27 protein-coding genes and 1 tRNA gene are annotated in these 25,243 nt (G+C 58.1%); 12 read left to right on the top strand and 16 right to left on the bottom strand.

What is annotated here, in order from left to right:
• Positions 1-30: 30 nt before the first annotated feature.
• The 5 genes from eno to FN806_RS01635 form a co-directional block, all read right to left on the bottom strand.
• Positions 31-1,308: a phosphopyruvate hydratase gene (gene eno, locus FN806_RS01655; protein WP_142633383.1), complete on the bottom strand. Its 1,278-nt coding sequence runs from the start codon at positions 1,306-1,308 to the stop codon at positions 31-33.
• A 124-nt stretch (positions 1,309-1,432) separates the two neighbouring features.
• Positions 1,433-2,314, bottom strand: a complete 882-nt coding sequence (locus tag FN806_RS01650) for a DMT family transporter (RefSeq protein ID WP_142633381.1) — start codon at positions 2,312-2,314, stop codon at positions 1,433-1,435.
• A gap of 136 nt (positions 2,315-2,450) precedes the next feature.
• Positions 2,451-2,864, bottom strand: a complete 414-nt coding sequence (locus FN806_RS01645; protein ID WP_142633379.1) for a Fur family transcriptional regulator — start codon at positions 2,862-2,864, stop codon at positions 2,451-2,453.
• A 73-nt stretch (positions 2,865-2,937) separates the two neighbouring features.
• Positions 2,938-3,642, bottom strand: coding sequence for an endonuclease/exonuclease/phosphatase family protein (locus FN806_RS01640; RefSeq protein ID WP_142635102.1), 705 nt, complete (start codon positions 3,640-3,642; stop codon positions 2,938-2,940).
• A gap of 127 nt (positions 3,643-3,769) precedes the next feature.
• Positions 3,770-5,188 carry a protein adenylyltransferase SelO gene (locus FN806_RS01635; RefSeq protein WP_142633377.1) on the bottom strand — a complete coding sequence of 473 codons (1,419 nt, stop codon included), beginning with the start codon at positions 5,186-5,188 and terminating at the stop codon, positions 3,770-3,772.
• An 85-nt stretch (positions 5,189-5,273) separates the two neighbouring features.
• Here FN806_RS01635 and FN806_RS01630 point away from each other — a divergent pair, with 85 nt between their 5' ends.
• Both FN806_RS01630 and FN806_RS01625 read left to right on the top strand, forming a co-directional pair.
• Positions 5,274-5,693: a cupin domain-containing protein gene (locus tag FN806_RS01630; protein WP_142633375.1), complete on the top strand. Its 420-nt coding sequence runs from the start codon at positions 5,274-5,276 to the stop codon at positions 5,691-5,693.
• Positions 5,694-5,696: 3 nt separating this feature from the next.
• A complete protein-coding gene (locus FN806_RS01625; protein ID WP_142633373.1) occupies positions 5,697-6,587 on the top strand; it encodes a fatty acid desaturase in 891 nt (296 codons plus the stop codon).
• Here the strand turns inward: FN806_RS01625 and FN806_RS01620 are convergent.
• Positions 6,553-7,629, bottom strand: a complete 1,077-nt coding sequence (locus FN806_RS01620; protein WP_246097126.1) for an anhydro-N-acetylmuramic acid kinase — start codon at positions 7,627-7,629, stop codon at positions 6,553-6,555. The two genes, FN806_RS01625 and FN806_RS01620, sit on opposite strands and share 35 nt — an antisense overlap.
• 231 nt (positions 7,630-7,860) lie before the next feature.
• On the opposite strand from FN806_RS01620, the gene tyrS reads away from it, so the two are divergent.
• Entirely contained in the window at positions 7,861-9,108 is a 1,248-nt protein-coding gene (gene tyrS / locus FN806_RS01615; protein WP_142633369.1) for a tyrosine--tRNA ligase, read from the top strand.
• Positions 9,109-9,188: 80 nt separating this feature from the next.
• On the opposite strand, the gene FN806_RS01610 is transcribed toward tyrS, so the two are convergent.
• A complete protein-coding gene (locus FN806_RS01610; protein WP_142633367.1) occupies positions 9,189-9,944 on the bottom strand; it encodes a hypothetical protein in 756 nt (251 codons plus the stop codon).
• Between the two features lie 196 nt (positions 9,945-10,140).
• On the opposite strand from FN806_RS01610, the gene FN806_RS01605 reads away from it, so the two are divergent.
• Positions 10,141-10,896 (top strand): 3-hydroxyacyl-CoA dehydrogenase, encoded by a 756-nt coding sequence (locus tag FN806_RS01605; RefSeq protein ID WP_142633366.1) that lies wholly within the window; start codon positions 10,141-10,143, stop codon positions 10,894-10,896.
• A gap of 81 nt (positions 10,897-10,977) precedes the next feature.
• Here the strand turns inward: FN806_RS01605 and FN806_RS01600 are convergent, their stop codons facing one another.
• The 3 genes from FN806_RS01600 to FN806_RS01590 form a co-directional block, all read right to left on the bottom strand.
• Positions 10,978-12,786: an ABC-F family ATP-binding cassette domain-containing protein gene (locus tag FN806_RS01600; RefSeq protein ID WP_142633364.1), complete on the bottom strand. Its 1,809-nt coding sequence runs from the start codon at positions 12,784-12,786 to the stop codon at positions 10,978-10,980.
• Positions 12,787-12,827: 41 nt separating this feature from the next.
• Complete coding sequence (locus FN806_RS01595; RefSeq protein ID WP_142633362.1) at positions 12,828-13,562, bottom strand: GNAT family N-acetyltransferase; 735 nt, start codon at positions 13,560-13,562, stop codon at positions 12,828-12,830.
• Between the two features lie 98 nt (positions 13,563-13,660).
• The gene (locus FN806_RS01590; RefSeq protein WP_142633360.1) at positions 13,661-14,137 is read right to left on the bottom strand and encodes an outer membrane protein assembly factor BamE; all 477 of its coding nucleotides are present in this window, start codon (positions 14,135-14,137) and stop codon (positions 13,661-13,663) included.
• 85 nt (positions 14,138-14,222) lie between these two features.
• Between FN806_RS01590 and FN806_RS01585 the strand changes: the two genes are divergently transcribed.
• The 8 genes from FN806_RS01585 to FN806_RS01550 all read left to right on the top strand — a co-directional run bounded on the left by FN806_RS01585 (position 14,223) and on the right by FN806_RS01550 (position 19,573).
• Positions 14,223-14,759 (top strand): YceD family protein, encoded by a 537-nt coding sequence (locus tag FN806_RS01585; protein WP_142633358.1) that lies wholly within the window; start codon positions 14,223-14,225, stop codon positions 14,757-14,759.
• Positions 14,760-14,965: 206 nt separating this feature from the next.
• Positions 14,966-15,172: a 50S ribosomal protein L32 gene (gene rpmF / locus FN806_RS01580; RefSeq protein ID WP_037316137.1), complete on the top strand. Its 207-nt coding sequence runs from the start codon at positions 14,966-14,968 to the stop codon at positions 15,170-15,172.
• A 22-nt stretch (positions 15,173-15,194) separates the two neighbouring features.
• Positions 15,195-16,283, top strand: coding sequence for a phosphate acyltransferase PlsX (gene plsX / locus FN806_RS01575; RefSeq protein ID WP_142633356.1), 1,089 nt, complete (start codon positions 15,195-15,197; stop codon positions 16,281-16,283).
• Positions 16,284-16,304: 21 nt separating this feature from the next.
• Positions 16,305-17,276 carry a beta-ketoacyl-ACP synthase III gene (locus tag FN806_RS01570; RefSeq protein WP_142633354.1) on the top strand — a complete coding sequence of 324 codons (972 nt, stop codon included), beginning with the start codon at positions 16,305-16,307 and terminating at the stop codon, positions 17,274-17,276.
• Positions 17,277-17,372: 96 nt separating this feature from the next.
• Entirely contained in the window at positions 17,373-17,675 is a 303-nt protein-coding gene (ihfA, locus tag FN806_RS01565; RefSeq protein ID WP_037316145.1) for an integration host factor subunit alpha, read from the top strand.
• An 18-nt stretch (positions 17,676-17,693) separates the two neighbouring features.
• Positions 17,694-18,293, top strand: a complete 600-nt coding sequence (locus tag FN806_RS01560; RefSeq protein ID WP_142633352.1) for a MerR family transcriptional regulator — start codon at positions 17,694-17,696, stop codon at positions 18,291-18,293.
• Between the two features lie 62 nt (positions 18,294-18,355).
• Positions 18,356-18,432: transfer RNA gene (locus tag FN806_RS01555), tRNA-Pro, on the top strand.
• A 61-nt stretch (positions 18,433-18,493) separates the two neighbouring features.
• Complete coding sequence (locus tag FN806_RS01550) at positions 18,494-19,573, top strand: 2'-deoxycytidine 5'-triphosphate deaminase (RefSeq protein ID WP_142633350.1); 1,080 nt, start codon at positions 18,494-18,496, stop codon at positions 19,571-19,573.
• Here the strand turns inward: FN806_RS01550 and FN806_RS01545 are convergent, their stop codons facing one another.
• From FN806_RS01545 to argS, 6 genes are all read right to left on the bottom strand, one after another.
• Positions 19,574-19,816: a hypothetical protein gene (locus tag FN806_RS01545; RefSeq protein ID WP_142633348.1), complete on the bottom strand. Its 243-nt coding sequence runs from the start codon at positions 19,814-19,816 to the stop codon at positions 19,574-19,576. It lies immediately after the preceding gene.
• A 64-nt stretch (positions 19,817-19,880) separates the two neighbouring features.
• Entirely contained in the window at positions 19,881-20,528 is a 648-nt protein-coding gene (scpB, locus tag FN806_RS01540; protein WP_142633346.1) for an SMC-Scp complex subunit ScpB, read from the bottom strand.
• Entirely contained in the window at positions 20,521-21,315 is a 795-nt protein-coding gene (locus tag FN806_RS01535; RefSeq protein WP_142633343.1) for a segregation and condensation protein A, read from the bottom strand. The genes scpB and FN806_RS01535 overlap by 8 nt, the downstream gene beginning before the upstream one ends.
• On the bottom strand, positions 21,305-22,312 hold the full coding sequence (gene nagZ, locus FN806_RS01530) for a beta-N-acetylhexosaminidase (RefSeq protein ID WP_142633341.1): 1,008 nt from the start codon (positions 22,310-22,312) through the stop codon (positions 21,305-21,307). The genes FN806_RS01535 and nagZ overlap by 11 nt, the downstream gene beginning before the upstream one ends.
• Positions 22,309-23,373, bottom strand: coding sequence for an SPOR domain-containing protein (locus FN806_RS01525; RefSeq protein WP_142633339.1), 1,065 nt, complete (start codon positions 23,371-23,373; stop codon positions 22,309-22,311). The genes nagZ and FN806_RS01525 overlap by 4 nt, the downstream gene beginning before the upstream one ends.
• A gap of 87 nt (positions 23,374-23,460) precedes the next feature.
• Positions 23,461-25,206 (bottom strand): arginine--tRNA ligase, encoded by a 1,746-nt coding sequence (gene argS / locus FN806_RS01520; protein WP_142633337.1) that lies wholly within the window; start codon positions 25,204-25,206, stop codon positions 23,461-23,463.
• Positions 25,207-25,243 lie beyond the last annotated feature (37 nt).

Here is a 25,243-nt window from a genome sequence, read left to right as displayed (position 1 = left end):
CCAGGCAATCAAAATTCAGGCTTACAGGTTTCAGCGCTTGAGGATTGAGGCCCCTGCGTATTCGGCAATCTCACCCAGAGATTCTTCGATACGGATCAGTTGATTATACTTGGCTAACCGATCTGACCGCGCCAGTGATCCGGTTTTGATCTGACCGCAATTCGTGGCCACTGCCAGATCGGCAATCGTGGCATCTTCGGTCTCGCCCGAGCGGTGCGACATCACATTGGTATAGCGTGCGCGATGGGCCATATCGACGGCGCGCAGCGTCTCGGTCAGCGATCCGATCTGGTTCACCTTGACCAGCATCGAGTTGGCACAGCCGCGTTCAATCCCTTCCGCCAGTCGCGTGGGGTTGGTGACGAACAGATCGTCGCCCACCAGTTGCACCTTGTCGCCGATGGCGTCGGTCAGGGCTTTCCAGCCGTCCCAATCATCCTCAGACATGCCGTCTTCGATTGAGATGATCGGATAGTCTTTGACCAGAGCGGCCAGATAGTCGGCATTTTCTTCCGAGGTCAGGCTCTTGCCCTCACCGGACAGGACGTATTTGCCGTCTTTGTAATACTCGGTCGCGGCGCAGTCCAAAGCCAGATGGATTTCCTCACCCGGCTTGTAGCCCGCCTTTTCGATGGATTTCAGAATGAAATCCAGTGCCTCGCGCGTGCTGGCGATGTTGGGGGCAAAGCCGCCCTCGTCGCCGACACCTGTGGCAAGACCTGCCGACGACAGCTCTTTCTTCAAAGTGTGGAACACCTCGGACCCCATGCGCACCGCGTCGCGGATATTCGCCGCCGAGGTCGGCATGATCATAAATTCCTGAATGTCGATCGGGTTGTCGGCATGTTCGCCACCGTTGATGATGTTCATCATCGGCACGGGCAGGATACGGGCCGAGGTGCCGCCGACATAGCGAAACAGCGGCTGTGTGGTGAAATCCGCTGCCGCCTTGGCCGTTGCCAGCGAAACGCCCAGAATGGCGTTTGCGCCCAGACGTCCTTTGTTCTCGGTGGCGTCCAGTTCGATCATAGTCTGGTCGATCGCCACCTGCTCGGTCGCGTCGAACCCAACCAGTTCTTCGGCGATCTCACCATTTACGGCGGCAACCGCTTCGAGCACGCCCTTGCCCATATAGCGCGATTTGTCACCATCACGCTTTTCGACCGCCTCATAGGCGCCGGTCGAGGCACCTGACGGGACGGCGGCACGGCCCATGGTGCCGTCTTCCAGGATCACGTCCACTTCGACGGTCGGGTTGCCCCGGCTGTCCAGAATTTCGCGTGCATGGATGTCGATGATGGTGCTCATGAGGCCCGTCCCTGTGGCTGCAATCAGTTGCCAGCCTCATATCAGTATAGGGCAAAAAGTAAACCACTCATGTTATCGCTAACACAGATCTGAGAGCCTGTTTGCGCAAACCTGCGACGATCCGTCAGGCCGCGACAGCCAGTGACCGCGCCAGGCTTCGTTCGCGCAGGAAGGTATAGAGCCCCGACCCCAGGATCAGCGATGCACCGGCAACCGTCATCATATCCGGGCGTTCCCCGAACATCAGCATTCCGGCCGCAATAGAAAACACCAGCCGGGTGTATCGGAACGGGGTCAGGGCCGAAGCATCGCCAATCCGCATTGCGCTGACAATCCCGTAATACCCCAGAACACCAAATCCAATCGCGCCCAGGAACGGCCCGAATTGCGCCTGGTTCAGTGCAACGACCGGCTGGCCGGCCATTGAGATCAGCACAAAACCGGCAATGGTAACCGCCCCATAGGCCTGCATCGCAACTACTGCCGAGGCCACACGCACATCCAGCCTGCGTGTGATCAGATCGCGGGCGGCAATAGCCACAACGCTGGCCACGACGAAAAGGGTTTCTGGCTGGAACCCGTCCAACCCCGGTCGGATGATCAAGAGAACACCGATGAAACCAACGCCGATTGCGCTCCATCGCCGCCATCCAACCTGCTCGCCCAGGAACAACGCCGCCCCCATTGTAACGACCAAAGGCATTGCCTGAAACACCGCGGCAACCGTTGACAAATCGACCAGAGACAGCGCGGTCACAAAAGCCACGGCCCCGAACCCCTCGCAGAGCGCACGTATCAGGGGCAAAGTCTGCCACGCGGCAGCATCAAAGATGCGTTTGCGGGTGAACACCGCCATACCAACAAAGACCAGACCACAGGAAAGGCCCAAAAGAACCATGATCTGTCCTGTTGGCACTGTGACCGACAGGTGTTTGATGAACATATCTTCAAGTGCAAAGGCCGCCATTGCGCCGACGACCAGCAAAATGCCGTTCACATTGTTCATAGTTTTGTCCGTAGAATATTGCGGCGCGTTCAGCCGGTCATATCCAAGCAAAAGCCGATGCCGGGCGGTCAGGCAAGCAATATCCGCCCGGGAATCATGAATTCCCGTGCGCAGGCCGTTCGTTTTTTGTGATGGATCAGTCGTGGTCTAGCGGAACGCCATACAGTTCCAGCCGGTGCCCTTTCAGCTTGTAGCCCAGCTTAGCTGCAATCTTTTCCTGTAGCGCTTCGATCTCAGGGTCTACAAATTCGATGACTTCACCTGACTGCATGTCGATCAAGTGATCATGATGGTCCCGTTCGGCATCCTCGTACCGCGCGCGACCATCACCGAATTCTAGACGCTCTAGAATCCCGGCCTCTTCGAACAGTTTGACGGTCCGATAGACGGTGGCGATAGAAATACCAGAATCAACCTGCGAGGCGCGCGAATAGAGCTCTTCGACATCGGGATGATCATCGCTTTGTTGCAGCACCTGTGCAATCGTGCGGCGCTGTCCTGTCATACGCAGGCCTTTGGCTTCGCAACGGGCGATGATCGTGTCGGACATAGGGACCCTCGGCATATATTCGGTTCTCTGTATTAAACCGTATGCGTGATCGGCGCTACAGGGGATTTACCGGCTAAGCTACAAGGCGTAGATCGGCCCAGATTGGCAAGTGATCCGAGGCGATATGCGCGGGTCGTACCGAATGCACGCCATGCAAAACAGCCTCAAGCCCCGCGCCGAGCGCGATCCGATCCAGCGCGCCCAGCGGCTGTGCCGCTGGAAAGCTGGGGAATGGTGGAAGAAAGTGCATATCCGGGGCCAGGTGATCCAGAACCGGCTGTCGGGACCATTCATTGAAATCCCCCGCCCAGACAGTTGGCAAATCCTCTAGATTCGCATCGCACCGTCTGAGGTGGGTGATTTGCTGACGGCGTGAGGCGGGCAAGAGCCCCAGATGCATGCCCATCACCCGAAGCGGACCGATTGGTGTGTCAAACTCGACCCTGACAGCCCCACGCGGTTCCAGCCCCGGTAATTCGTGATGCCCGGTCTGCCGGACACGGATCGCATCACCCCGCCAGATCACTGCATTCCCATGCCACCCCAAGCTGCCAGCCCCACCCAAATCAACGATCTGCCATCCCGCTTCGTCCAGCATGAAATGCGGCAGGGCCGCAGGGCGCGGAGGCAATCGTTTGTCGGCCTCTTGCAAGACGACAATATCGGCCTGCAGGCTTTCGATGACCTGAAGAATCCTCTGGGGCTGTCGACGTAGATCCAGTCCGACACATTTCTGAATATTATAGCTGGCGATGCGCAGGATTGCGGTCTGAGACATGGGTTCCTGAAAGTCCGTTTGAGATCGCAGGATTGCGCTGCTCATCGTTGATTGCAAGCCGGCTTCACCAAAGCAAGCGCATGGCGAAACACCGACGTAGCTGACTGCGAAAACAGGTGTGAGGAACTCATGTACCGCAGAAGGTCGCCTGAACAACCTCATCCTGTGCCGGTGGCCGTGTCAGATCCAAAGCGCCGGGTTGATCCCCATAGGGCCGGGACAGCACATTGTTCAGCCGGTGGAATGGGGCAAAATCCCCCTGCACCGCCGCCTGGATCATCTGTTCGACCCGGTGGTTGCGCGGGATAAAGGTCGGATTGGCCTTGTTAATCACCTCAGCAGGTTTTTTTTCACGAGACAGCCGCGACCGCCAACCCCTAGCCCATTGGTCAAAGGCCTGCGGATCGGTGAATTGATCCCGCGCCTGATCGCCGCCCAGCGCCCGGAAGGTATTGGTGAAATCCGCCTGGTTCTGCGCCATGCAATTCAGCAAGTCCGAGATCATCTCAAGATCGCCGTCTTCCTGCGTCACAAGACCGATCTTTGCCCGGAACCTTGCAAGCCAATTTTGCTGCATAAGATCCGGCATCCCGTGGACGATTTCGGTGGCCTCAGCGACGGCGGCCTCTTTATCGTCGAACTGCTGGATCAGCGCGGTCGCCAGTTGCGCCGCATTCCAGACGGCGATTTCGGGCTGGTTGGAATAGGCATAGCGACCCATGCGGTCGATCGAGCTGTAGACGGTATTGGGATGATAGTTATCCATGAAGGCGCAAGGGCCGTAATCAATGGTTTCGCCTGAGATCGAGCAGTTGTCAGTATTCATCACCCCATGGATGAATCCCACACTCATCCATGCGGCAATCAACTGCGATTGTGCGTCGACAACAGCGCGCAAAAGACCCATCGGGCCGTCGGCCTGCGGGTAATGGCGCTGGATGGCATAATCTGTCAGTCGACGCAGACTGTCCAACTGTCCACGCGCGGCGAAGATCTGAAAGCTACCTACGCGCAGGTGGCTTTGTGCGACACGGGTCAGGATCGCACCAGGCATTGGACCTTCTCGAAAAATGGCCTCGCCAGTCTTTACGGCGGCCAGCGCCCTTGTGGTCGGGATGCCCAGCGCGTGCATCGCCTCGGACACCACATACTCGCGCAGCACCGGACCCAGCCATGCACGTCCGTCACCCTGTCGGGAAAACGGCGTCGGGCCTGATCCCTTCAACTGGATATCCCGTCGAACGCCATCCGTCCCAACTGTCTCGCCCAGCAAAACCGCGCGCCCGTCCCCAAGCTGGGGGTTATAATTTCCGAACTGATGCCCTGAATAGAGCTGTGCAATCGGTTCTGCCCCCTCTGGCAGGGCGTTGCCGGAAAAGGCCTCGGCCATTTCATGCACCTCGCCGGGCGTGATTCTCAGAATCTGCGCAAGATCGGAGTTGAAAGCAATCAAGCGAGGCGCACGGACCGGCACCGGCGCTTGCCGCGCATAAAAGCTGTTTGGCAAACGGGCGTAACTGTTGTCGAAGGGGATCATCAAGGTCATTGCCCAAACATATTCCTGATCGGGACGAATACCATAGCGGATCGTTCAAACCCGTGCATAATCTCTCAGAAACACCCGAGGCCCCATGACCGCACAAGAGATCATCCAACACCTGAACCTGCAACGCCACCCCGAGGGCGGTTGGTTCCGCGAAACCTGGCGCGCCAAGAACAAGAGCCGTGCGACCGGAACCTGCATCTATTTCCTGCTGCCCGAGGGCGAGGCCAGCCATTGGCACCGCGTCGATGCGACCGAGATCTGGCTGTATCACGCAGGGGCACCCTTGGTGCTGTCGCTCAGCGCAACCGACACTGGTCCGGCGGTTGATCACTTGCTGACCCCGGATCTGTCACAGGGTGCGCCGCAACTGATCGTGCCCAAGGATCACTGGCAGGCCGCGCGCAGCAGCGGGGCCTATACGCTGGTCTCTTGCACCGTGTCCCCGGGGTTTGAATTCGACGGGTTCGAACTCGCCGCCCCAGGGTTCGACATCCCCCGAGGCTGACCGATGGATCACCGCGCCCTCATCGCATCACTCCCGGCCGAGGCCAAAGACCGGCTGCAGATGCGGTCTGACGCGGCGGGTCTGAGGCACTTGGTGCTGTATCTATTGGTGCTGAGCGCAACGAGTACAGGCATCGCCGTGCAAATCCCGCTCTGGCCGCTGCTGATCCTGCCGCAAGGCGTGCTGCTGGTGTTTCTGTTCACCCTCAGCCATGAATGCACCCACAAAACGCCGTTTCGGACTGGCTGGATGAATGATGCGGTTGGGCATCTTGTCTCAATCCCAATCGCCCTGCCCTTTACCTGGTTTCGATACTTTCACCTCGCGCATCACAAATGGACCAACCACCCGGACAAAGACCCCGAACTGGGGGGCAAACCGCGGCCCGACAGCTGGCCGAGCCTGATGATCTATCTGAGCGGTTGGCCCTATTGGTCTGGAATGGCGCGCGTTGTGATCAGTAACGCAATGGGCCGGATCGAGGCGCCCTATTTGCCGTATCGCCAACATAAGGCCATGCGGATTGAGGCCCGTGTCCTGCTGGCCATTTACGCGCTTGCAGGGGCAAGCCTGCTGGTGTCACCTTTGGTGGTCAGCTTATGGCTGTTGCCGGTCTTGGTGGCACAGCCCGTTCTTCGGCTGTACCTGCTTGCGGAACATGGCCTCTGCCCGCCGGTGGCGAATATGCTTGAAAACTCGCGCACTACGTTCACCAACCGATTGGTCCGATTTCTGGCCTGGAACATGCCCTATCACGCCGAACACCACGCCTTTCCAAACGTGCCGTTTCACCAGCTGCCAACGCTGCATGACTGGACCAAAGCACATTTGAAATCGACCTCTGACGGGTATTCAGAATTTACGTCAGACTACGTTCGCTCGATGGAACGCTGACCATCCCGCCCCCGACCAGTGCCTTAACCCCTGTGGTGCCGGGACAAGAGGTCGGCAGCCCGCGCGCGACACGGACAGCAAGATAGGCAAAGGCCTGTGCTTCCAGCATATCCCCATCCAGACCAACCGCTTCGACCGGCTCCACCGGACAATCCAGCGAAACGCGCAGCATCTCCATCAGGACCGGGTTATGCCGTCCCCCTCCTGTCACCAACACACGCGACGGCGGTTCCGGGCAATGCTCGATCCCTTGCGCAACTCCGGCGGCGCACATACCGGTAAGCGTGGCAACTGCATCAGCATCTGTTAATTCCTGAACCAGGCGGATCATCTCGGCAAAGTCGTTCCGGTCCAGCGATTTCGGCGGCATCCTGTTAAAGAAAGGCTCTGCCAGAAACAACTCAAGCGCTCCGGTCTCGACCCTGCCGCCACGCGCGACAGCGCCGTCGCGATCCATGGGCAGACCCAGACGTTCCTGCATCAGATCATCAACCGGTGCATTGGCCGGACCTGTGTCAAACGCCAACAGCGCGCCGAGCACTTCTGGGCTGTCAAACCTGGGATCTACATAGGTCAGGTTTCCGACCCCGCCCAGGTTCAGAAAACACAACGGCTGGGTGGCGCCAATCCACTTGGCGCAGGCAAAGTGGAAAAAGGGCGCAAGCGGAGCGCCCTCGCCCCCCATCGCCACATCATCGCTGCGGAAATCCCAAACGACGGGGACACCCAAGGCCTGCGTCAGGCCATCGCCGTCACCCACCTGCAACGTGCCGCGCCCGCTTGGTTCATGTGCTAGGGTCTGACCGTGAAACCCTATCAGGTCAATCTTGTCGAAGTCGGCCAGTATTTCGGCATGGGCAAGCGTGACCAATTCCGCCGCGGCATCCACCTCGGGGCCGTGCCACTGCCCCAGTGCTGCGCGAAGCGTTTTCCGCTCTGCATCTGAATAGGCACGGTATCCGGTGGGCCCAAAGCCAAGAATTCTGTAACCGTCCGTTTTGATCACCGCCGCGTCCACGCCATCCAGCGAGGTCCCCGACATTGCACCCAATGCAGTCAATACGCCTGATTTGCTAATTGCCCGACCCACGCCAGCCCTCTTTCGCCTGTTCGCGCCCGTTCTGTCGTCGCGTTGCCCACAACCTGCACGTTAACGCAAACCCAAGGCAAGCCAGATCACATAAGCCGCGTGTTTTTCTTGGACAAGGTGCCTTTTCCTTGTCATCCCCACCGCCTATACACTGCCCCGCAACATTAACCCAAAGGGCACGATATGACCTACCACCCCAAATCGGATTTCATCGCCACGATGATCGAGCGCGGCTTTCTGGCTGACTGCACCGATTATCAGGGCCTTGACGAGGCGCTGATCAGCGGGTGTCAGTCGGCGTATATCGGGTTTGATGCAACGGCAAAGTCCCTACATGTGGGCAGCCTGATCCAGATCATGATGCTTCGCTGGTTCCAGAAAACAGGTCATAAGCCGATCACCCTGATGGGCGGCGGCACCACGAAGGTGGGCGATCCGTCCTTCCGGTCAGATGAGCGCCCCCTGCTAGGCCCGGACCAGATCAACGCCAATATCGCAGGCATCAGAAAGGTGTTTGCCGCCTATATCGACTATGATAGCGGCGCAGAAAACGCAGCACTGATGCTGAACAACGAAGAGTGGCTGGACGACCTAAATTACCTCGACTTCCTGCGCGACATCGGCCGGCATTTCTCGGTCAACCGGATGTTGGCCTTTGAATCGGTGAAATCCCGGCTGGACCGCGAGCAATCGCTGTCCTTCCTCGAATTCAATTACATGATCCTGCAGGCCTATGACTTCCTTGAACTGAACCGTCGCTATGGCTGTGTCCTACAGCTTGGCGGTAGCGATCAGTGGGGCAATATCGTCAACGGTATCGACCTGACCCGTCGCGTGTTGGATAACGAGATTTATGGCCTGACCTCACCCCTGCTGACCACCAGCGATGGCAAGAAGATGGGCAAATCGCAAGACGGTGCGGTCTGGCTGAATGCCGAGATGCGCTCACCCTATGAGTTCTGGCAGTTTTGGCGCAACACCACCGACGCGGATGTTGGGCGGTTCCTTAAGCTGTACACCGAACTGCCTGTGGATGAGTGTGACCGCCTTGGCGCATTGCAGGGGTCCGAGATCAACGAGGCCAAGATCCGCCTGGCAAACGAGGTCACCTCCTTGCTGCACGGGGCCGAGGCTGCGGCAAACGCCGAGGCCACCGCTCGCGAAGTGTTCGAAAAAGGTGGCGTCGGGGACGATCTGCCGACCCTAACGGTCGGCGAAGCAGACTTGCCGATATCCATCGTGCAACTGATCGTACAGTCTGGCCTGGCGAAATCTGGCAAAGAGGCCAAGCGCCTGATTGCAGAAAACGGCGCCAAACTGGACGACGCTTCATTAACAGACGCGGGACTGATGATCGACGCAGGCGCCTTGTCCTCGCCCATCAAACTAAGCGCCGGCAAGAAGAGGCACGCGCTGGTTCAGTTGGGATAACTAAGACCTCTGAAAGAAAAACGGCCACCTAATTGGGTGGCCGTTTCTGTTTTGCATGAGCAAATCCGTCACTTGTAGGCTTATCGCTTCCCCCCTTTGCCTCCGCCATTTCCATGGCCGCCGCCGCCATTGCCGTGGCCTCCGCCGTGGCCGTTGTTACCTCCACCGTTTCCGGTGCCGGGGCCAGAGCCGCCATTATTGCCCCCGCCATTGCCGGGGTTCCCAGCGTTTCCATTGCCATTTCCGGGGCCGTTACCGCCTTTACCCGGACCATTGCCCCCTTTGCCGGGACCATTGCCATTTCCGGGTTTGCCGGGGCCATCGCCACCACCATTGCCGGGATCATCACCTGGGTTGTCGTCACCGGGATCATCCCCACCACCGTTACCCGGATCATCGCCCGGGTTATCGCCACCCGGATCATCGCCGCCGCCGTTGCCGGGACCGTTACCGCCCGACCCGCCGGACCCAGTTCCACCGCCGCCAACCGGCGTGACCGGACGGCTTGAGTCCGAACTGCGGTCTTCGCCCGCATTTGCCGCGCTTACGATTGATGCTGTCGGAAAGTCGGTTAACAAGGCGGCCAACCCCGGGCATTGCGCTGATGTGTTTCGCAATGTGGATTCGAAATCCGCACGTTTCTGCAAGCGCTCCAGAAAGCTGGGGGTTACCTGCGTGCACTCACACATGGTCGCATAATCGCCGCTGTTTGCAGCATCCCGCGCCGTTTTCCAGTTGCAGACCTCTGGTGCAGCGGCCGCACTTCCAGCCGCCATAATCCCCAGAAACGGAGCGGCAACCAAAGCGGAAAGCCCTGATTTGGTTCCAATTCGCATAGTTTGTCCTCCTCAAATGCGCCACCCAGACGCTCGATTGCGTTCAGTGTCGATTTGAGATTTCAACATTAAGAACGCCTGAAGCTGACCTGAGAAAGCCTTGAGGAAGGGTCGCCTGCCCGACGCCCCCTATGGACACTGTCCCTTGGCTGATATTAAATGAACGTATGTTCATATCTTTTGGAAGGAGATCCAGATGCACCTGTCGACCACCGCAGCCATTGTCACCGGAGGCGCCTCGGGGCTGGGTGAGGCAACGGCCCGCTTTTTTGCAGAAAACAATGCACAGGTAACCATTCTGGACCGGGATTCGGACCGAGGCAGCCAGGTCGCAACAGAAATTGGCGGGCATTTCGCCCAGACGGATGTAACCGATGAAACATCCGTGGCCGCGGCCATCGCCCATGCCCGCAAGAAGATGGGAGCGATCAACGCGGCAGTGAATTGCGCCGGGATTGCGGTTGGCATGAAAACCGTAGGCAGGGATGGCCCGCACCCGCTTGATGCATTTCAGCGCACGATCGACATCAACCTTGTGGGTACATTCAACGTTTCACGCCTTACAGCCGCGGAAATGGCAAAGAACGACCCAGAACCGGATGGCGCGCGTGGGGTTATCATCAACACGGCTTCAATTGCCGCCTTTGATGGGCAAAAGGGTCAGGCTGCCTATGCCGCTTCGAAAGGCGGTGTGGTGGGTATGACACTGCCCATGGCACGGGATCTGGCCTCGTCCGGAATCCGCGTGATGACCATCGCACCCGGAATCTTTATGACTCCGATGCTGGCCGGTCTGCCCGAAGAGGTGCAGCAACAACTGGCCTCTGACGTTCCCAACCCTGTGCGCCTTGGCGACCCCCGCGAATACGGACGACTGGCCGGGTTCATCGTCGAAATGGGTTATCTGAACGGCGAGGTCATCCGTATCGACGGCGCGCTGCGAATGCGCTGAGCGTGACTGATCACCTACCGATGAAAACGGCTCGCTCAAAGGAAATGTGGTCGGATAGCCGGCCACAGCGCGAAAGCTGATCTAGGCGCCCTCGGCCTTTTCCTCGAGGATCAGCCACTCTTCCTCGGCTGCGGCCAGCTTTTCCTGCCGCTCGACCAAAGCCTCGGTCGCTTTCTGAAATTTAACAGGTTCACGGCTGAAAAGCTCAGGATCGGACATCAGCTCTTCAAGCTTTCCGATTTCCGCCTCAAGCCGCTCAATCTCGGCAGGCAATTTCTCAAGACGGTGTTTCTCTGAAAATGATAGCCCCAGTTTCGGCTGCGCCTCTTGCTTTACCTTTGACTTGGAAGCTTTTGTTTTTACTTCTTTCTTATCAGACACCTCGCCGCGCTGAGCGAGATAGTCCGACCACCCCCCGGCATAGACGGTTGCACGGCCGTTACCCTCCATCGCGATGGTCGTTGCGGCCACACGGTCTAAGAAATCCCGGTCGTGGCTGACCAGCAAAACGGTACCGTCATAATCGTCCAGCAGTTCCTGCAACAGATCCAGTGTTTCCACATCCAGATCGTTGGTCGGTTCGTCCAATACCAGCAGGTTCGACTGTTTGGCCATCAGCTTTGCCAGCAGCAAACGGGCCTTTTCCCCACCGGACAGTGATTTAACGGCTGCTCTGGCCTGCCCCTCGTCAAAAAGAAACTCCTTGAGGTAGCCGACCACATGCTTGGGTTGGCCGCCGACCATCACCTGATCCGCCTTGCCGGAAACACGCATCTCGGGGTCGCCGGTCAGGCTGTCCCAAAGGCTCATTTCGGGGTCCAGCTGCGCGCGGGTCTGGTCGAAAACCGCAATCTCAAGATTGGTGCCCTGCGTGACCGAACCCTCATCCGGGTTCTCTTGTCCCAACAGCATTTTCAGCAATGTTGTCTTGCCGACGCCGTTTGGGCCAACAAAGGCCACGCGGTCGCCCCGCTGTACCAACAGGTCAAAGTTGCGCACGATCTGATGATCACCAAAAGACTTGGATAGGCCTTTGGCTTCAAACACTTTTCGCCCTGATTTTGGTCCAGCCTCAAGGGTCATCGCGGCCGAACCCTGACGTTTTATCTGTGCGGCTTTTTCAGATCGAAGGTCCTGCAAGGCGCGGACCCGACCCTGGTTGCGCTTGCGACGGGCGCTGATGCCTTCGACGGCCCATCTCGCCTCGGACTTGATGAGGCGGTTCAGCTTATGGCGTTGCTGGTCCTCTTCCTCCCAGATCTTGTCGCGCCAAGCCTCGAATGCCGTAAACCCCTGCTCCTGCCGTCGGACCGCCCCACGATCGATCCACAGCGTCGCGCGGGTCAAGGCGCGCAGAAAGGCACGGTCGTGTGAGATCAGCACATAGGCCGTCCGTGTCGATCCTAGCTCACGCTCGAGCCAGGCGATGGCTTCGATGTCAAGATGGTTGGTCGGCTCGTCCAGCAGCATCAAATCCGGGGCTTCGCCCATCAGCTTGGCCAGCGCGGCACGGCGGCGTTCACCGCCCGAGGCCGTCTCAACAGCGCGTGCCGGGTCGAATTTCAGCCCTTCGCCTGCGCGTTCGACTTTGTAAAGCTCACCCGGCTCTAACCCGCTGGAGGCATAGTCGCCGAGCGTAGCAAACCCTTCCATTCCGGGGTCTTGCTCCATGTAACCGACTGACTTACCCGGGGGAATTACAATCTCGCCCTTGTCCGGTTCTACCAAACCGGCCATCACCTTCATCAAGGTTGACTTGCCGGATCCGTTCCGCCCAACCAGAGCGACGCGGTCGCCTGGTTGAACCACCAGATCAAGGTCTGAAAAAACCGGATCGCCCCCGAAAGTCAGGGAAATGCCGGACATCTGCAATAAAGGAATTCTTGCCATGCCCGCCAGCTAACCCCGCAGCGTCGAGCCGTCAACGGCGATTACCCGGCAACGGTCCGCAGCAAACGTTTACGTGCGGGCGGAATCGCGCAGATTTCGAGGCCGGTAAAGACATGCAAAGTGTTCATGTGACGGTCAACGACTGCGTGGTCACTGACCCAGCCGCCCATCATCAGGTAAGTACGCAGCAAAGGGGGCATGCGCATCATGGCTTTTTTGGCATCCGGGCGCCGACGCAATCTCGCGGCGAACCGGAAAACATCTGGGGCCTTGACCCGTGGCAACCAGCGTTTCGGGGCCAGATGGCGATGTTTCAACATCGCAAAAGCATCAAGATATTCCGCCGTTTCTGTACCCGCAAACGATGAGCAGCCAAACAGCATCTCAACATTATTCTGATCGACAAATACAGTCATCGCCCCCCAGGCAACACGCAGAATGTCTGGGTCGTTTCGACCAGGATGCACGCAAAAGCGCCCCATCTCGACCATACGCCCCTTAAACCCTTCAAGTGCCGAGAGGTCATAGAACTGGGCGGAATAGCTTTGGCCAATCTCGGCCCCGCGCTCCATCATCAACATGCGAAAGCAGCACACGAGTTTACCGTTGGCACGCATATCCTCGACCAGAATATGCGTACAACGGCTGTCGAACTCATCCTGATCCACCTGATCAGTCCCGAAAGCCAGTGTTCGAAGACACTGTGCCGCCGCAACATCCTGCGGTGTTTGCGCCTGACGCGCACGGTACCGGCCCTTGCCGAGCAATAGTGCCATGGTCGCATCCTCCTGGGTTGCTGACCTGTTTCGTCTTGCAGGGTCAATAACACAGGATTTGTGACCGCCCTGTGAAGTTGACAAGACGTGACTATGAATTAGTTGGTCGCGCCAGGAATGTTTGCCGGGTTGAAGTTGCCGATATTGCCAAGCAGCTGCCGCAAGAACCCACGGTTCTGAACTGAGGATTCGGTAATACGACGATCCAGCGTCACAACGTTTCCATCCTCAAGGCCAAAGCGTTCAATATTGCGCACGACACCCCGGTCATCGAAGCTGATCGCCACAAGCTCGCGCGAGACGATTTTCGGTCGTTTCGGACCATAATGACGAACGCGTGATGTCACATAATAAAAGCCGGAATCGCGAACAACGCCTGAAGTACTGGGCGCGCCAACGGATTCGAGTACGCTTTCACGTGTATCGACACCCACCTGAATTTCGGCCAGGTCCTCGGCTGTGGGGACATATCCGTGTTTCTTGAAGACCGGAGCACACGCACCAGCAGCGGTCAGACAGGCCGCAAATACGAGCGTTCTGGACGCTGGTTTCAACCTGCTCATAACTTTCAACATTCACACCCTCTTGCCTTGGGACCGTGCGGCCCCTATCCGATTACATCAAACCGCCACCCCGGTTCAACACACGAAAGGGCCACGTATGAGCAACCAGACATCTTTACGGGTCGCCGACCTGCCTCAGAACGCACCGACGCCCTTTGAAATTCGCCCTGACGCGCAGGAGTTGGATCTCTTAAAGAACGAGTTGAGCCTGCTTGGGCTGCGTAAGCTGAGTTTTGTCGGCGAGGTGCGTGCGCATGGAAAGCGTGATTGGGCGCTTTCAGGAAAACTGGGGGCAACCGTGATTCAACCCTGTGTCGTGACGCTGACACCGGTTACCACGCGGATCGACATTCCGGTGACCCGGATGTTTCTGTCAGATTGGACAAACCCTGACGAGGAAGAGTTCGAAATCCCGGAGGGTGACGAATCTGAACCGCTAGGGACCGAAATCGTTCTGACCGAGGTCATGTCCGAAGCGCTGGCGCTTGCCCTGCCCCAGTATCCCCGGAAAGAAGGTGCCGAATTGGAACAGGCGGGCTTTACCGAACCCGGCAAACAGGCAATAACGGATGAAGATGTCAAACCCTTTGCGGGCTTGGCCGGGCTGCGCGATGCACTGAAAAAAGACGAGTGACACGGGCCTGAAATCCTGTCATAGCAGGCGCTCAGAAAAATCGCTTGAACATGCTGAGAATCGCAGTATTTTCGCGCGCTCATCGGAATTTGGGTTGGACATCGCGGGGCCCGTCCCCTAAACGCGCGTCAAACCACGAGAAAAACGAAGAATGAAACCTGGCCCGCAGCGAATCTGCCGGCCCTTAGTAGACAAAGGTTGAGACCATGGCTGTCCAACAGAACAAAGTTTCCAAGTCGCGTCGCAACAACCGCCGCGCGCACGACGCTCTGGTTGCTGCAAACCCGAACGAATGCGCCAACTGTGGTGAGCTGAAGCGCCCGCACCACGTCTGCGCGTCCTGCGGCCACTATGATGACCGCGAAGTCGTCGCTCAGGCCGACGAAATCGACCTGGACGAAGACGCGGCCTAAGCCCTAAAAGCGCAGGCCAAGCATGACAGAACAGCCCACGCACGCCGGACGGATTACCATCTCGGTTGACGCAATGGGCGGAGATTCGGGGCCCGCTGCTGTTGTGGCGGGGATCGCCAAATCGGCGGATAAGAATCCCGATATCGCGTTCATCTTGCACGGGCCTGAGGCCATGTTGCGCAAACTTGTCGCAAAACGGCGTGTCCTGAACGGGCGCGTCGTTTTTCGTGATTGTCCCGATGTGGTCACGATGGAGGACAAGCCCAGCCAGGTCGTCCGGCACGGCAAGCAAACTTCGATGTGGTCCACACTCGAGTCGGTACGTCAGGGTGAAGCCCATGGCGCGGTCTCCTGTGGTAATACCGGCGCATTGATGGCCCTGTCGATGATGCGTCTACGTAAGCTGCCGGGAGTAAACCGCCCGGCAATCGCTATTTTGTGGCCCTCGCGCAATCCGCAGGGCTTCAATGTAATGCTGGACGTAGGCGCCGATGTGCGCGCGGACGCCAAGGACCTGCTGCAATATGCTTTGATGGGTGCCTCTTATGCCCGAAACGGCATGGCGTTGGAACGTCCACGGATCGGCCTTTTGAATGTGGGCACCGAGGAACATAAAGGGCGCGCCGAGCTAAAAGAAGCGCATGGCATGATCTCGGATTTTGCGGATCAGGCCAGCTTTGACTTTGTGGGTTTTGTCGAAGGCAGCGACATCCCGGGAGACAAAGCCGATGTCATTATAACAGACGGGTTTACAGGCAACGTCGCCATCAAGACCGGAGAAGGCACAGCCAGCCTGATCGGAGATCTTCTGCGCGAGGCGTTCAAATATTCTCCGCTCTCACGACTGGCCTCGATCCTTGCAATCACATCTTTGCAGCGGTTGAAGAAACGAATTGATCCTCGGCGCGTGAATGGTGGGGTTTTCCTTGGCCTGAACGGAACCGTCGTCAAATCACATGGTGGTGCAGACTCGACCGGCGTGTCAGCCGCTGTAAAGCTGGCCTTTACCCTGGCCGAGTCCGGCTTCGCCGAAAAATTGGCAGCACGGGTTGCATCGACAGCCGAGCTTGCACAAGATGCCGCAGACACGCCGTCGAAGGCCGGTGAATAACAAAAAAGGCAGTACCCCAGCATGGCAGGCCGTTCAATTATAGTTGGTGTCGGGCACTATTTGCCAGAGCGCATCGTCCCGAATTCCGAGTTCGAAGAAACGCTCGATACGTCTGATGAGTGGATACGGACACGTTCCGGGATCGAACGCCGGCATTTTGCAGCGGAAGACGAAACCACTTCGAATATGGCTACAAAAGCAGCCAGTGCCGCACTGGTCGATGCGGGTCTGGAGGCAGATGATATTGATGCGATTATTCTTGCAACATCGACCGCTGACCTGACGTTTCCCTCTGCCGCAACAATGGTTCAATCGCAGCTTGGCATGACCAAAGGCTTCGCCTTTGACGTACAGGCGGTTTGCGCCGGATTCGTCTATGCCATGACCAATGCCAATGCGCTGATCGTGTCAGGCCAAGCTAAACGCGTGCTGGTCATCGGCGCCGAGACGTTCTCTCGTATCATGGACTGGACCGACCGGTCGACCTGCGTGTTGTTCGGCGACGGCGCCGGAGCGATAATCCTTGAACAGCATGAGGGCGCGGGAACCTCGGACGATCGGGGCATTCTGGCAACCGACCTGAACTCGGACGGGCGCTATAAGGACCTGCTCTATGTCGATGGAGGCGTCTCGACCCAGTCCACAGGCTATCTGCGGATGAAAGGAAACCAGCTGTTTCGGCAGGCAGTTGAACGTCTGACCTCTACCGCAGAAACCTGTCTAGAGAAGGCAGGGCTAAGCCATGAAGATGTGGATTGGATCGTACCGCATCAGGCAAACATTAGAATCATTCAGGGCACAGCCAAGAAATTGGGCGTTCCTATGGAACACGTTGTCGTTACCCTGCAGGACCACGGAAATACCTCGGCCGCATCTATTCCCCTGGCAATGTCTGTTGCGAAACAGCGTGGGCAGTTCAAACAGGGTGATCTGCTGGTCACGGAGGCAATCGGAGGTGGATTGGCCTGGGGCTCAGTCCTCTTGCGGTGGTAACAAGCGCAATTCAGCTTACACACTCGCCCGCAATTCATTGATATTGACAGCGAATTTGCCCTGACCCTATGCTCTGATAGCAACAGGGGAATTGGCATGAGCGACAAAACACTGACCCGAATGGATCTGAGCGAGGCCGTATTTCGTGAAGTTGGCCTTTCACGCAATGAAAGCGCGCAACTGGTCGAGAGCGTTCTGAACCATATGTCCGACGCATTGGTGCGCGGTGAACAGGTGAAGATCTCGTCTTTTGGAACGTTCAGTGTTCGGGACAAGACAGCTCGTATCGGCCGCAATCCCAAGACAGGCGAAGAAGTTCCAATTCAGCCTCGCCGTGTTCTCACCTTCCGCCCGTCGCATCTGATGAAAGATCGCGTCGCCGCAGGGAACCGCAAATAAGATCAGGACGGCACGAATATGAGCAAGTCCCCAGACGCCTTTCGCACCATCAGTGAAGTTGCGGACTGGTTGGGTGTGCAGCCGCATGTTCTGCGATTCTGGGAAAGCCGCTTCAATCAGGTGAAACCGGTAAAACGGGCCGGTGGGCGCCGATATTATCGCCCCAATGATATGCGCCTGCTGGGCGGCATCAAGAAGCTTTTGCATGAGGATGGGATTACCATCAAAGGCGTACAGCGCATCTTGCGTGAACAGGGCGTGGCGCATGTTTCTTCAGTGTCCCAGGGCCTGGATGAAATGGCGAATCTAGAACCCGCACCCGATGCAAATGTCGTTGTGCCATTCACGGCCAAGCCAGCCCCCCCGCATGAGCAGATACATCTAGATCTTGGCGACGCGCAAAAACCCGAACCGACCCCTGCCCCCGCTCCGCCAAAAGCTGAGCCTGCGGCCCAAGCCCAGCCGTCTTATCCCGACGCCTCGCCCTTGTTGGGTGGGATCGCGACATTGGCCTGGACCCGAGACGCATTCGATGACCAGTTGCTCAGCCAGATAGCGCCCATCGCGCAAGAGCTGCGCAGCGTGTTGAACCGAATAGAAAACCGATCGGCGGGATAAGAAAAAAAGGCGATGATTTCCTCTTGCCCCCGCCGGGAAAGTCTTTATGAACACCTCAACGTCGGGCTATGGCGCAGCCTGGTAGCGCGTCCGTCTGGGGGACGGAAGGTCGCAGGTTCGAGTCCTGCTAGCCCGACCAAATCACACCGACGTTTATGGCACACAGGCCAGATCCCGCTCTGGCATCAGGGGGGATCGGAATGACCGGCGTATGCCCGAACCAGCAAATAGAGGCGATGATCGCGCGCGGTGAGATTACCGCAAGCCCAGAGGTCATCCCCGCCCAGATTCAACCCGCCAGCCTTGATTTGCGTTTAGGTACAGTTGCTTACCGGGTACGTGCCTCGTTTCTGGCAGGCGAAGGTCGCACCGTAGCCGAACGTTTGTCGGAATTTGAGATGCACCGCATCGATATCTCTGAAGGTGCTGTGCTGGAAAAGGGCTGTGTCTATCTAGTGCCGTTGATGGAATCGCTGGCCCTGCCCCAGGGGCTGAGCGCGGCCGCCAATGCAAAAAGCTCGACTGGGCGGCTGGACCTTCTGACGCGCACGATCACCGATGGCGGGACCGAGTTTGACCGGGTGCCTGCAGGCTATACCGGCCCCTTGTATGCCGAGATCTGCCCCCGCTCATTCTCGGTTCTGGTGCGTCCGGGAATGCGGCTGAACCAAATCAGGTTCCGGCAGGGACAGGCCGTGCTGAGCGATACCGATCTAAGCGCCCTGCACGCCGAATCCCCGCTGGTCGATGGCCCCGCTGTCATTCAGGACGGGCTTGGGTTCTCGGTGGACCTGCGGCTTCTCGACACCGATTTGGTGGGCTACCGCGCCAAACCTCATACCGGTGTCATTGATCTGGACCGGATTGGCGAATACGACCCGCAGGAATATTGGGAAGAGGTGCGTACCACCGATGGGCGCATCATCCTCGACCCCGGTGCGTTTTACATTCTGGTCAGCCGCGAGGCGGTGCATATCCCGCCGATGTATGCGGCTGAAATGGCCCCCTATCTGGCGATGGTCGGGGAATTCCGGGTGCATTATGCCGGTTTCTTCGATCCCGGTTTTGGCCATGCCGCCGCAGGTGGCGAAGGATCACGCGGAGTGTTGGAAGTCCGCTGTCACGAGGCCCCATTTGTGTTGGAGCACGGCCAAGTCGTCGGGCGGCTGGTGTACGAGCGGATGTCAGAAATGCCCACGCAGCTTTATGGTGCAGGCATCGCCTCGAACTATCAGGGACAAGGATTGAAACTGTCCAAGCACTTCAAAGCGGTAACCTGATCAGAACCGGATAAACCGGCGCATCTGATTGGCCACTCGCTGGGCTTGACGCATGTTTTGACGCTGGCGGTTTCCGTCCGCCTGCAGCTGATCAGAGGCACCTGAGCTCTCGTGCGGCGGCTGCTCTTGCCCCGACTTCTGGCCCACGCGGCTGGCCATGTCGAACCCCTTGTCCACCCCTTTGGTGACAAGCCGCCGCATGACCTGTCGCACAATCATGTCAATGATACGATTGGCATTCATTACTCAACTCCGATTTCCAGGCTTCTAAATAGTCGATTTGTGCGGCAACAAAAGGGCCCCGTGATCACTCTTCCTCGAACAGTTCGGTTTGATCTTCGTCTTCCTGCCCCTCTCCCTGTGGGATCGTTCCCGGAGGCGGTCTGTTCTCCAGCAAACCGGCAGCGCGCAATTCTTTCAACCCCGGCAAATCCCTGGCGTTCTCCAGCCCAAAGTGATCCAGAAACTGCGGAGTCACCACGAAAGTCACCGGACGGCCCGGCGTCATGCGACGACGACCCAGTCTGATCCACTCCATCTCCAAAAGTTGGTCGATGGTCCCGCGCGAGACCGATACGCCGCGAATTTCTTCGATCTCGGCACGTGTACAGGGTTGGTGATATGCCACGATCGCCAGCGTTTCGATCGCGGCCCGGCTGAGTTTGCGGGTTTCAACCGTTTCTTTTTGCATCAGAAAACCCAAGTCTGGGGCAGTGCGAATGGCCCAGGATTCACCAACCTGAACCACACGAACACCACGCCCTTCATAGCGTTTCTTAAGCATATCCACCGCCTGTGACGCGTTGCTGCCATGGGGCATCCGCACTTCTAGATCGGCGATCGTCACCGGCTCGGCGCTGGCGAATAACACGGCCTCAACCATGCGTTCCTGCTCGGCCATAGGCGGAGCTTCGAACAGGGTGCCGGTACCTTCTTCCTGAGGCGCATCAGTCACGGGATTGGGTCCTCTTGCGTAGCTGTATCGGAGCAAAAGTTTCGCTCTGCTGTATTTCCATATGTCCTTCTTTCACCAACTCAAGTGAGGCCGCAAAAGTAGCCGCCGTCGCGGACCGCCTGCGCACCGGGTCGGCATCCCAGCCCTCGGGCAGATAGGTCTCCATATCCGTCCAGGCCCCAGCAAAGCCGATCAGCGGGCGCATACGTTCCAGCGCCTGTTCCATCGTGAATACGGCGTCACGGTCCATGACAAAGGGGCGGAATTCATCACGGGTACGAATGCGGGCATAGCCCTGCATCAGGTCCAGCAGAGTGGCGGAATAGGTCACGGTGCGGATGCGCGTGACATCCTCGCCCTGCCCGCGTTTGAAGAAATCGCGCCCCAGCTGATCGCGCCCCATCAAACGGGCGGCGGCATCACGCATGGCCTGAAGCCGCTCGAGCTGAAATGCCAGATGCGCGGCCAGTTCTTCGCCAGATGGGCCTTCGTCATTCGGATCCGGAGGCAGCAGCAAGCGCGATTTCAGAAAGGCCAGCCACGCCGCCATCACCAGATAGTCGGCGGCCAGTTCGATCCGCAGCGCCCGTGCCTTTTCAACAAAGGACAAGTATTGCTGCGCCAGCGCCAGAACCGATATTTTGCGCAGATCTACCTTTTGCGTGCGGGACAGCATCAGCAGAACATCGAGCGGGCCTTCGAACCCGTCGACATCTACGATCAATGCCTCTGCCGCAAGGCGATCCGCGACCGAGACGGGGTCTTCGCTAAAAAGATTATCCGACATACACCTGCCCGCCCATTAGGCGAGAAAGTTCGGCTTCGGCGGCTTGGATGTCAAGTTCCTGCGGGGCTTTGCGCATCGCCAACACGCGTTCAGCGCGTTTCTGTGCCTGTTCGGACATCTTTCCGGCGGTGCTCAGCACCTTAGCACGGGCATCAAAAGAGCCGTTGCAATACAAAACCACATCGCACCCTGCAGCTAGCGCCTGATTGGCAATCTCTTCTGGATTTCCGCTGAGGGCCTTCATCGAGATATCATCCGTCATGATCAGCCCGCCAAACCCGATCGTTTTGCGGATCAGGCTGATCATGGTCCGAGAAATCGTAGCAGGTTGAGGGTCAATCCGGTCATAGACCAGATGCGCCGTCATCCCCATTGGCAGATCGTTCAAATCCCGAAACGGGCCAAAATCTGCCTCGGTCAGCTCCTCTTGTGTCAGATCGACATGGGGCAGGTCATGATGGCTGTCCAGCGTGGACAAACCATGACCCGGCATGTGTTTGAGCACCGGCAATACACCGCCATCCAAATGCCCCTCGGCAACCGCACGACCGATCCGGGAAATCATTTTGGGATCAGACCCATAGCAGCGGTTTTTAAGGAACGGATGCGTCTCGTTCCGGGCCAGATCCACCATGGGGGCGCAGTTGCTGTCGATCCCAAGCTCGAACAGTTCATTCGCAATCAGACGATAGCGCAGATACATGGCACGTTCGGCCTGCTCTCCGCTCTGGGCCACGTGATCCAGCGGCGGCATCCATTCCCGTGCCAGCGGTGTGCGCAGTCGTTGCACGCGTCCACCCTCTTGATCAACAGTGATCGGGCAGTTTCGCCCCACAGCCTCGCGGAAATCGTCGCATAGGGCGCGCACCTGATCCGCAGACTCGATATTACGGGCAAACAGAATGAACCCGAATGGGTTCATCTCTCGGAACAGTTTTTTCTCATCAGGCGTCAGGCGCAGACCTTCAGCGTCCGTAATGACTGCGCCGAAATTCACCGCGCGGCAACCGGTATGCAATCAGCGCCTTCGGCCTGCAAAGCGGCACAGAATTGACGCGAGTCGCTCAGATCGTCAAACCCCAGAACCCGAAGACGATAGAAGGTTCGCCCACCGCTTGAGGTTTTCTGTATAACACGCTGTTTTCCATCCATATAATCCCCGAATCGTCCATTCATGCGATCCCATTCCGAGCGCGCGACGTCCGAATTTTCATAGGCGCCAAGCTGGGCCATACGGGTGCCCTTGGTCAGAGTTTCAGGATCCACATCCAAGCCGACCGCAGCTTTGACCGCCGCGTTGATCGCGTCTTCGGTAGTGCTGTTTGACGTAATTGCGCTGCGCACACCGCCAGCGGGACGCAGGACCGGGCGCAGCGACCGGCGCACACCAGGCAAAGCCGCCAGTTCTGGGTCCGGTTGCGATGCAGCCAGATCAGCCGGATCAATAGCAGGCTCTTCCTCGGGGATGGTCAAAGAGGCCAACTGAAAACTTTGCTCGCCAACCTGATCGGAATTTTCCGCCTCTCCCGCCAGTTCAGCAACCAGTGTATCAACCGCGCCCTGGCGCATCTGTGTGGCCGTCCGGTCAGAGACGTTTTCCTGGATCACATGTACGGCAGGTATTGGTTGCAACGGTGCCACCGGAGTATCTTCATCTGTCAGGGAAACCGGGCGCGGTGCAAGGATCAGCCGATCAGCAGGCGGCGCTGCTGTGCCCACTGCCGCAACCGTGTTCACGGCCAAACCCTGATGATCCGCAGGGGTGCCACCCGGGCTATCCGGCTGAATACGCATTGGTCCATCTAAGGCCCGAACAACCGGCACGCCACTCACATCGCGCATTACCAAATTGTAACCCCAAACACCGATGCCAGCGACCAGCGCCAATGATGCAACGGCACCCAGAGCACTAACAATACGACCCAAACCCGCGGGATGGGGCATTTCGTCATATCCGTGCAAGTCATTAGGGAAGTCATACCCATCCTGAGGATGAGCTTGATTCGTATAATGCATCTGCTCGGGGCGCATTTGCCCCGGGTAATCGTAACTTGCCATGTCCGCCTCACCGCCCGTTTAGCGCCGAAAATAAGGCGCGCGGGTCATTTCTTGCCTACCTCGTACCGGCGGTTCGGACGGTGTTGTTCACCGCATCTCCTGCGCCGGAGTAACGCCAAGAATACCCAAGCCTGCTGAAATCACAACAGAAACGGACCGGGCCAGTGCGATTTTTGACTGGCTTGTGGCAACATCGCCATCTTGAATAAACCGCAGCTGGGTTTCATCGTTGCCCTTGTTCCAAAGCGCGTGGAAATCCCCTGCAAGTTCATACAGATAGAAGGCAACGCGGTGGGGTTCATTGGTACGCGCGGCGATCTCAACCAGACGCGGCCATTCGGCCAGCTTCTTGGCAACAGTCAGCTCAGAGGCATGGTCGATCTTGCCTAGATCGGCGCTTTTCAGCGTTGGGTCCTGCGCGTCGATCCCGGCCTCAGCTGCACGGCGCAGAACACTCATCACGCGGGCATGGGCATATTGGACGTAGAAAACGGGGTTCTCGCGGCTTTGTTCCAACACCTTGTCAAAGTCAAAATCCAGGGCAGCGTCATTCTTGCGGGTCAGCATCACGAAGCGGGTCACATCCGGGCCAACCTGATCGACCACATCACGCAATGTGACGAAGTTCCCTGCCCGCTTGGACATCTTGAACGGCTCGCCGTTCTTCCACAGTTTCACCAACTGGGTTAGCTTGATATCCAGCGGTACCTTGCCATCGGACAGAGCCGATACTGCGGCCTTCATCCGTTTGACATAGCCACCGTGGTCAGCGCCGAACACATCGATCAACGCGTCAAACCCACGGGTCACTTTGTCATAGTGATAGGCGATATCCGGGGCAAAATAGGTCCAGCTCCCGTCCGATTTCTTGACCGGGCGATCCACGTCGTCGCCATGCTCGGTCGATTTGAACAGGGTCTGCTCACGTGGTTCCCAATCTTCGGGCTTTTTGCCCTTGGGCGGCTCCAGCACGCCCTCATAGATCAGGCCCTTGTCGGTCAGGGATTGCAACGCAGCTTCAATCCGACCCGTGCCATAGAGCGACTTTTCCGAGAAGAACACATCCATCTCAACGCCCAGCGCCTTCAGGTCGGCGCGGATCAGGTCCATCATCGCGTCTGTCGAAAACTCGCGCAGTTCTTCCAGCCAGTCGCTTTCCGGTTTGTCGATCAGGCTGTCACCGTATTTCTCTTTCAGCGCCTCACCAATCGGGATCAGATAGTCGCCAGGATACAGGCCTTCGGCAATCTCGGGGCTCAGCCCGTTTGCCTCGCGATACCGTTCGTAAGCCGAGCGTGCCAGAACATCCACCTGCGCGCCGCCATCATTGATGTAGTATTCACGGGTCACGTTATGGCCGGAATAGGCCAACAGGCTTGCCAGCGCATCTCCGAACACCGCGCCCCGCGTATGACCCACATGCAAGGGGCCGGTCGGGTTGGCCGAGACGTATTCCACGTTGACCTTCTGCCCATGCCCCATGGTCGAGCGGCCATAGTCCGTGCCCTGTTGCAGCACCGCAGCCAGTACACTCTGCCAGACCGATGGCGCCAACCGCAGGTTCAAGAACCCCGGCCCGGCAACCTCGGCACTGGTGATCCGGTTATCCTCGGCCAGCTTTCCGGCCAGCGCATCGGCAATGTCGCGCGGTTTCATCTTGGTGGGCTTTGCCAGCACCATAGCCGCATTCGTCGCCATGTCGCCATGCGCCGCATCGCGCGGCGGTTCAACGGCCACGTTGTCAAAGCTCAGCCCTTCGGGCAGCGCGCCTTCGGACTGCATCTGTGCCAGCGCGTCCAGCACGAGGCTGCGGATCTCGGAAAACAGGTTCATTTCGAATGTCCTTTTGCTTGCCCGGCGGTTTACCACG

Origin of the sequence: Ruegeria faecimaris, assembly GCF_900182615.1 — a bacterium.
Classification (GTDB): domain Bacteria; phylum Pseudomonadota; class Alphaproteobacteria; order Rhodobacterales; family Rhodobacteraceae; genus Ruegeria; species Ruegeria faecimaris.
The sequence above is the reverse complement of the archived record's forward strand: the minus strand, read 5'-3'. Positions and strand labels throughout refer to the sequence as shown.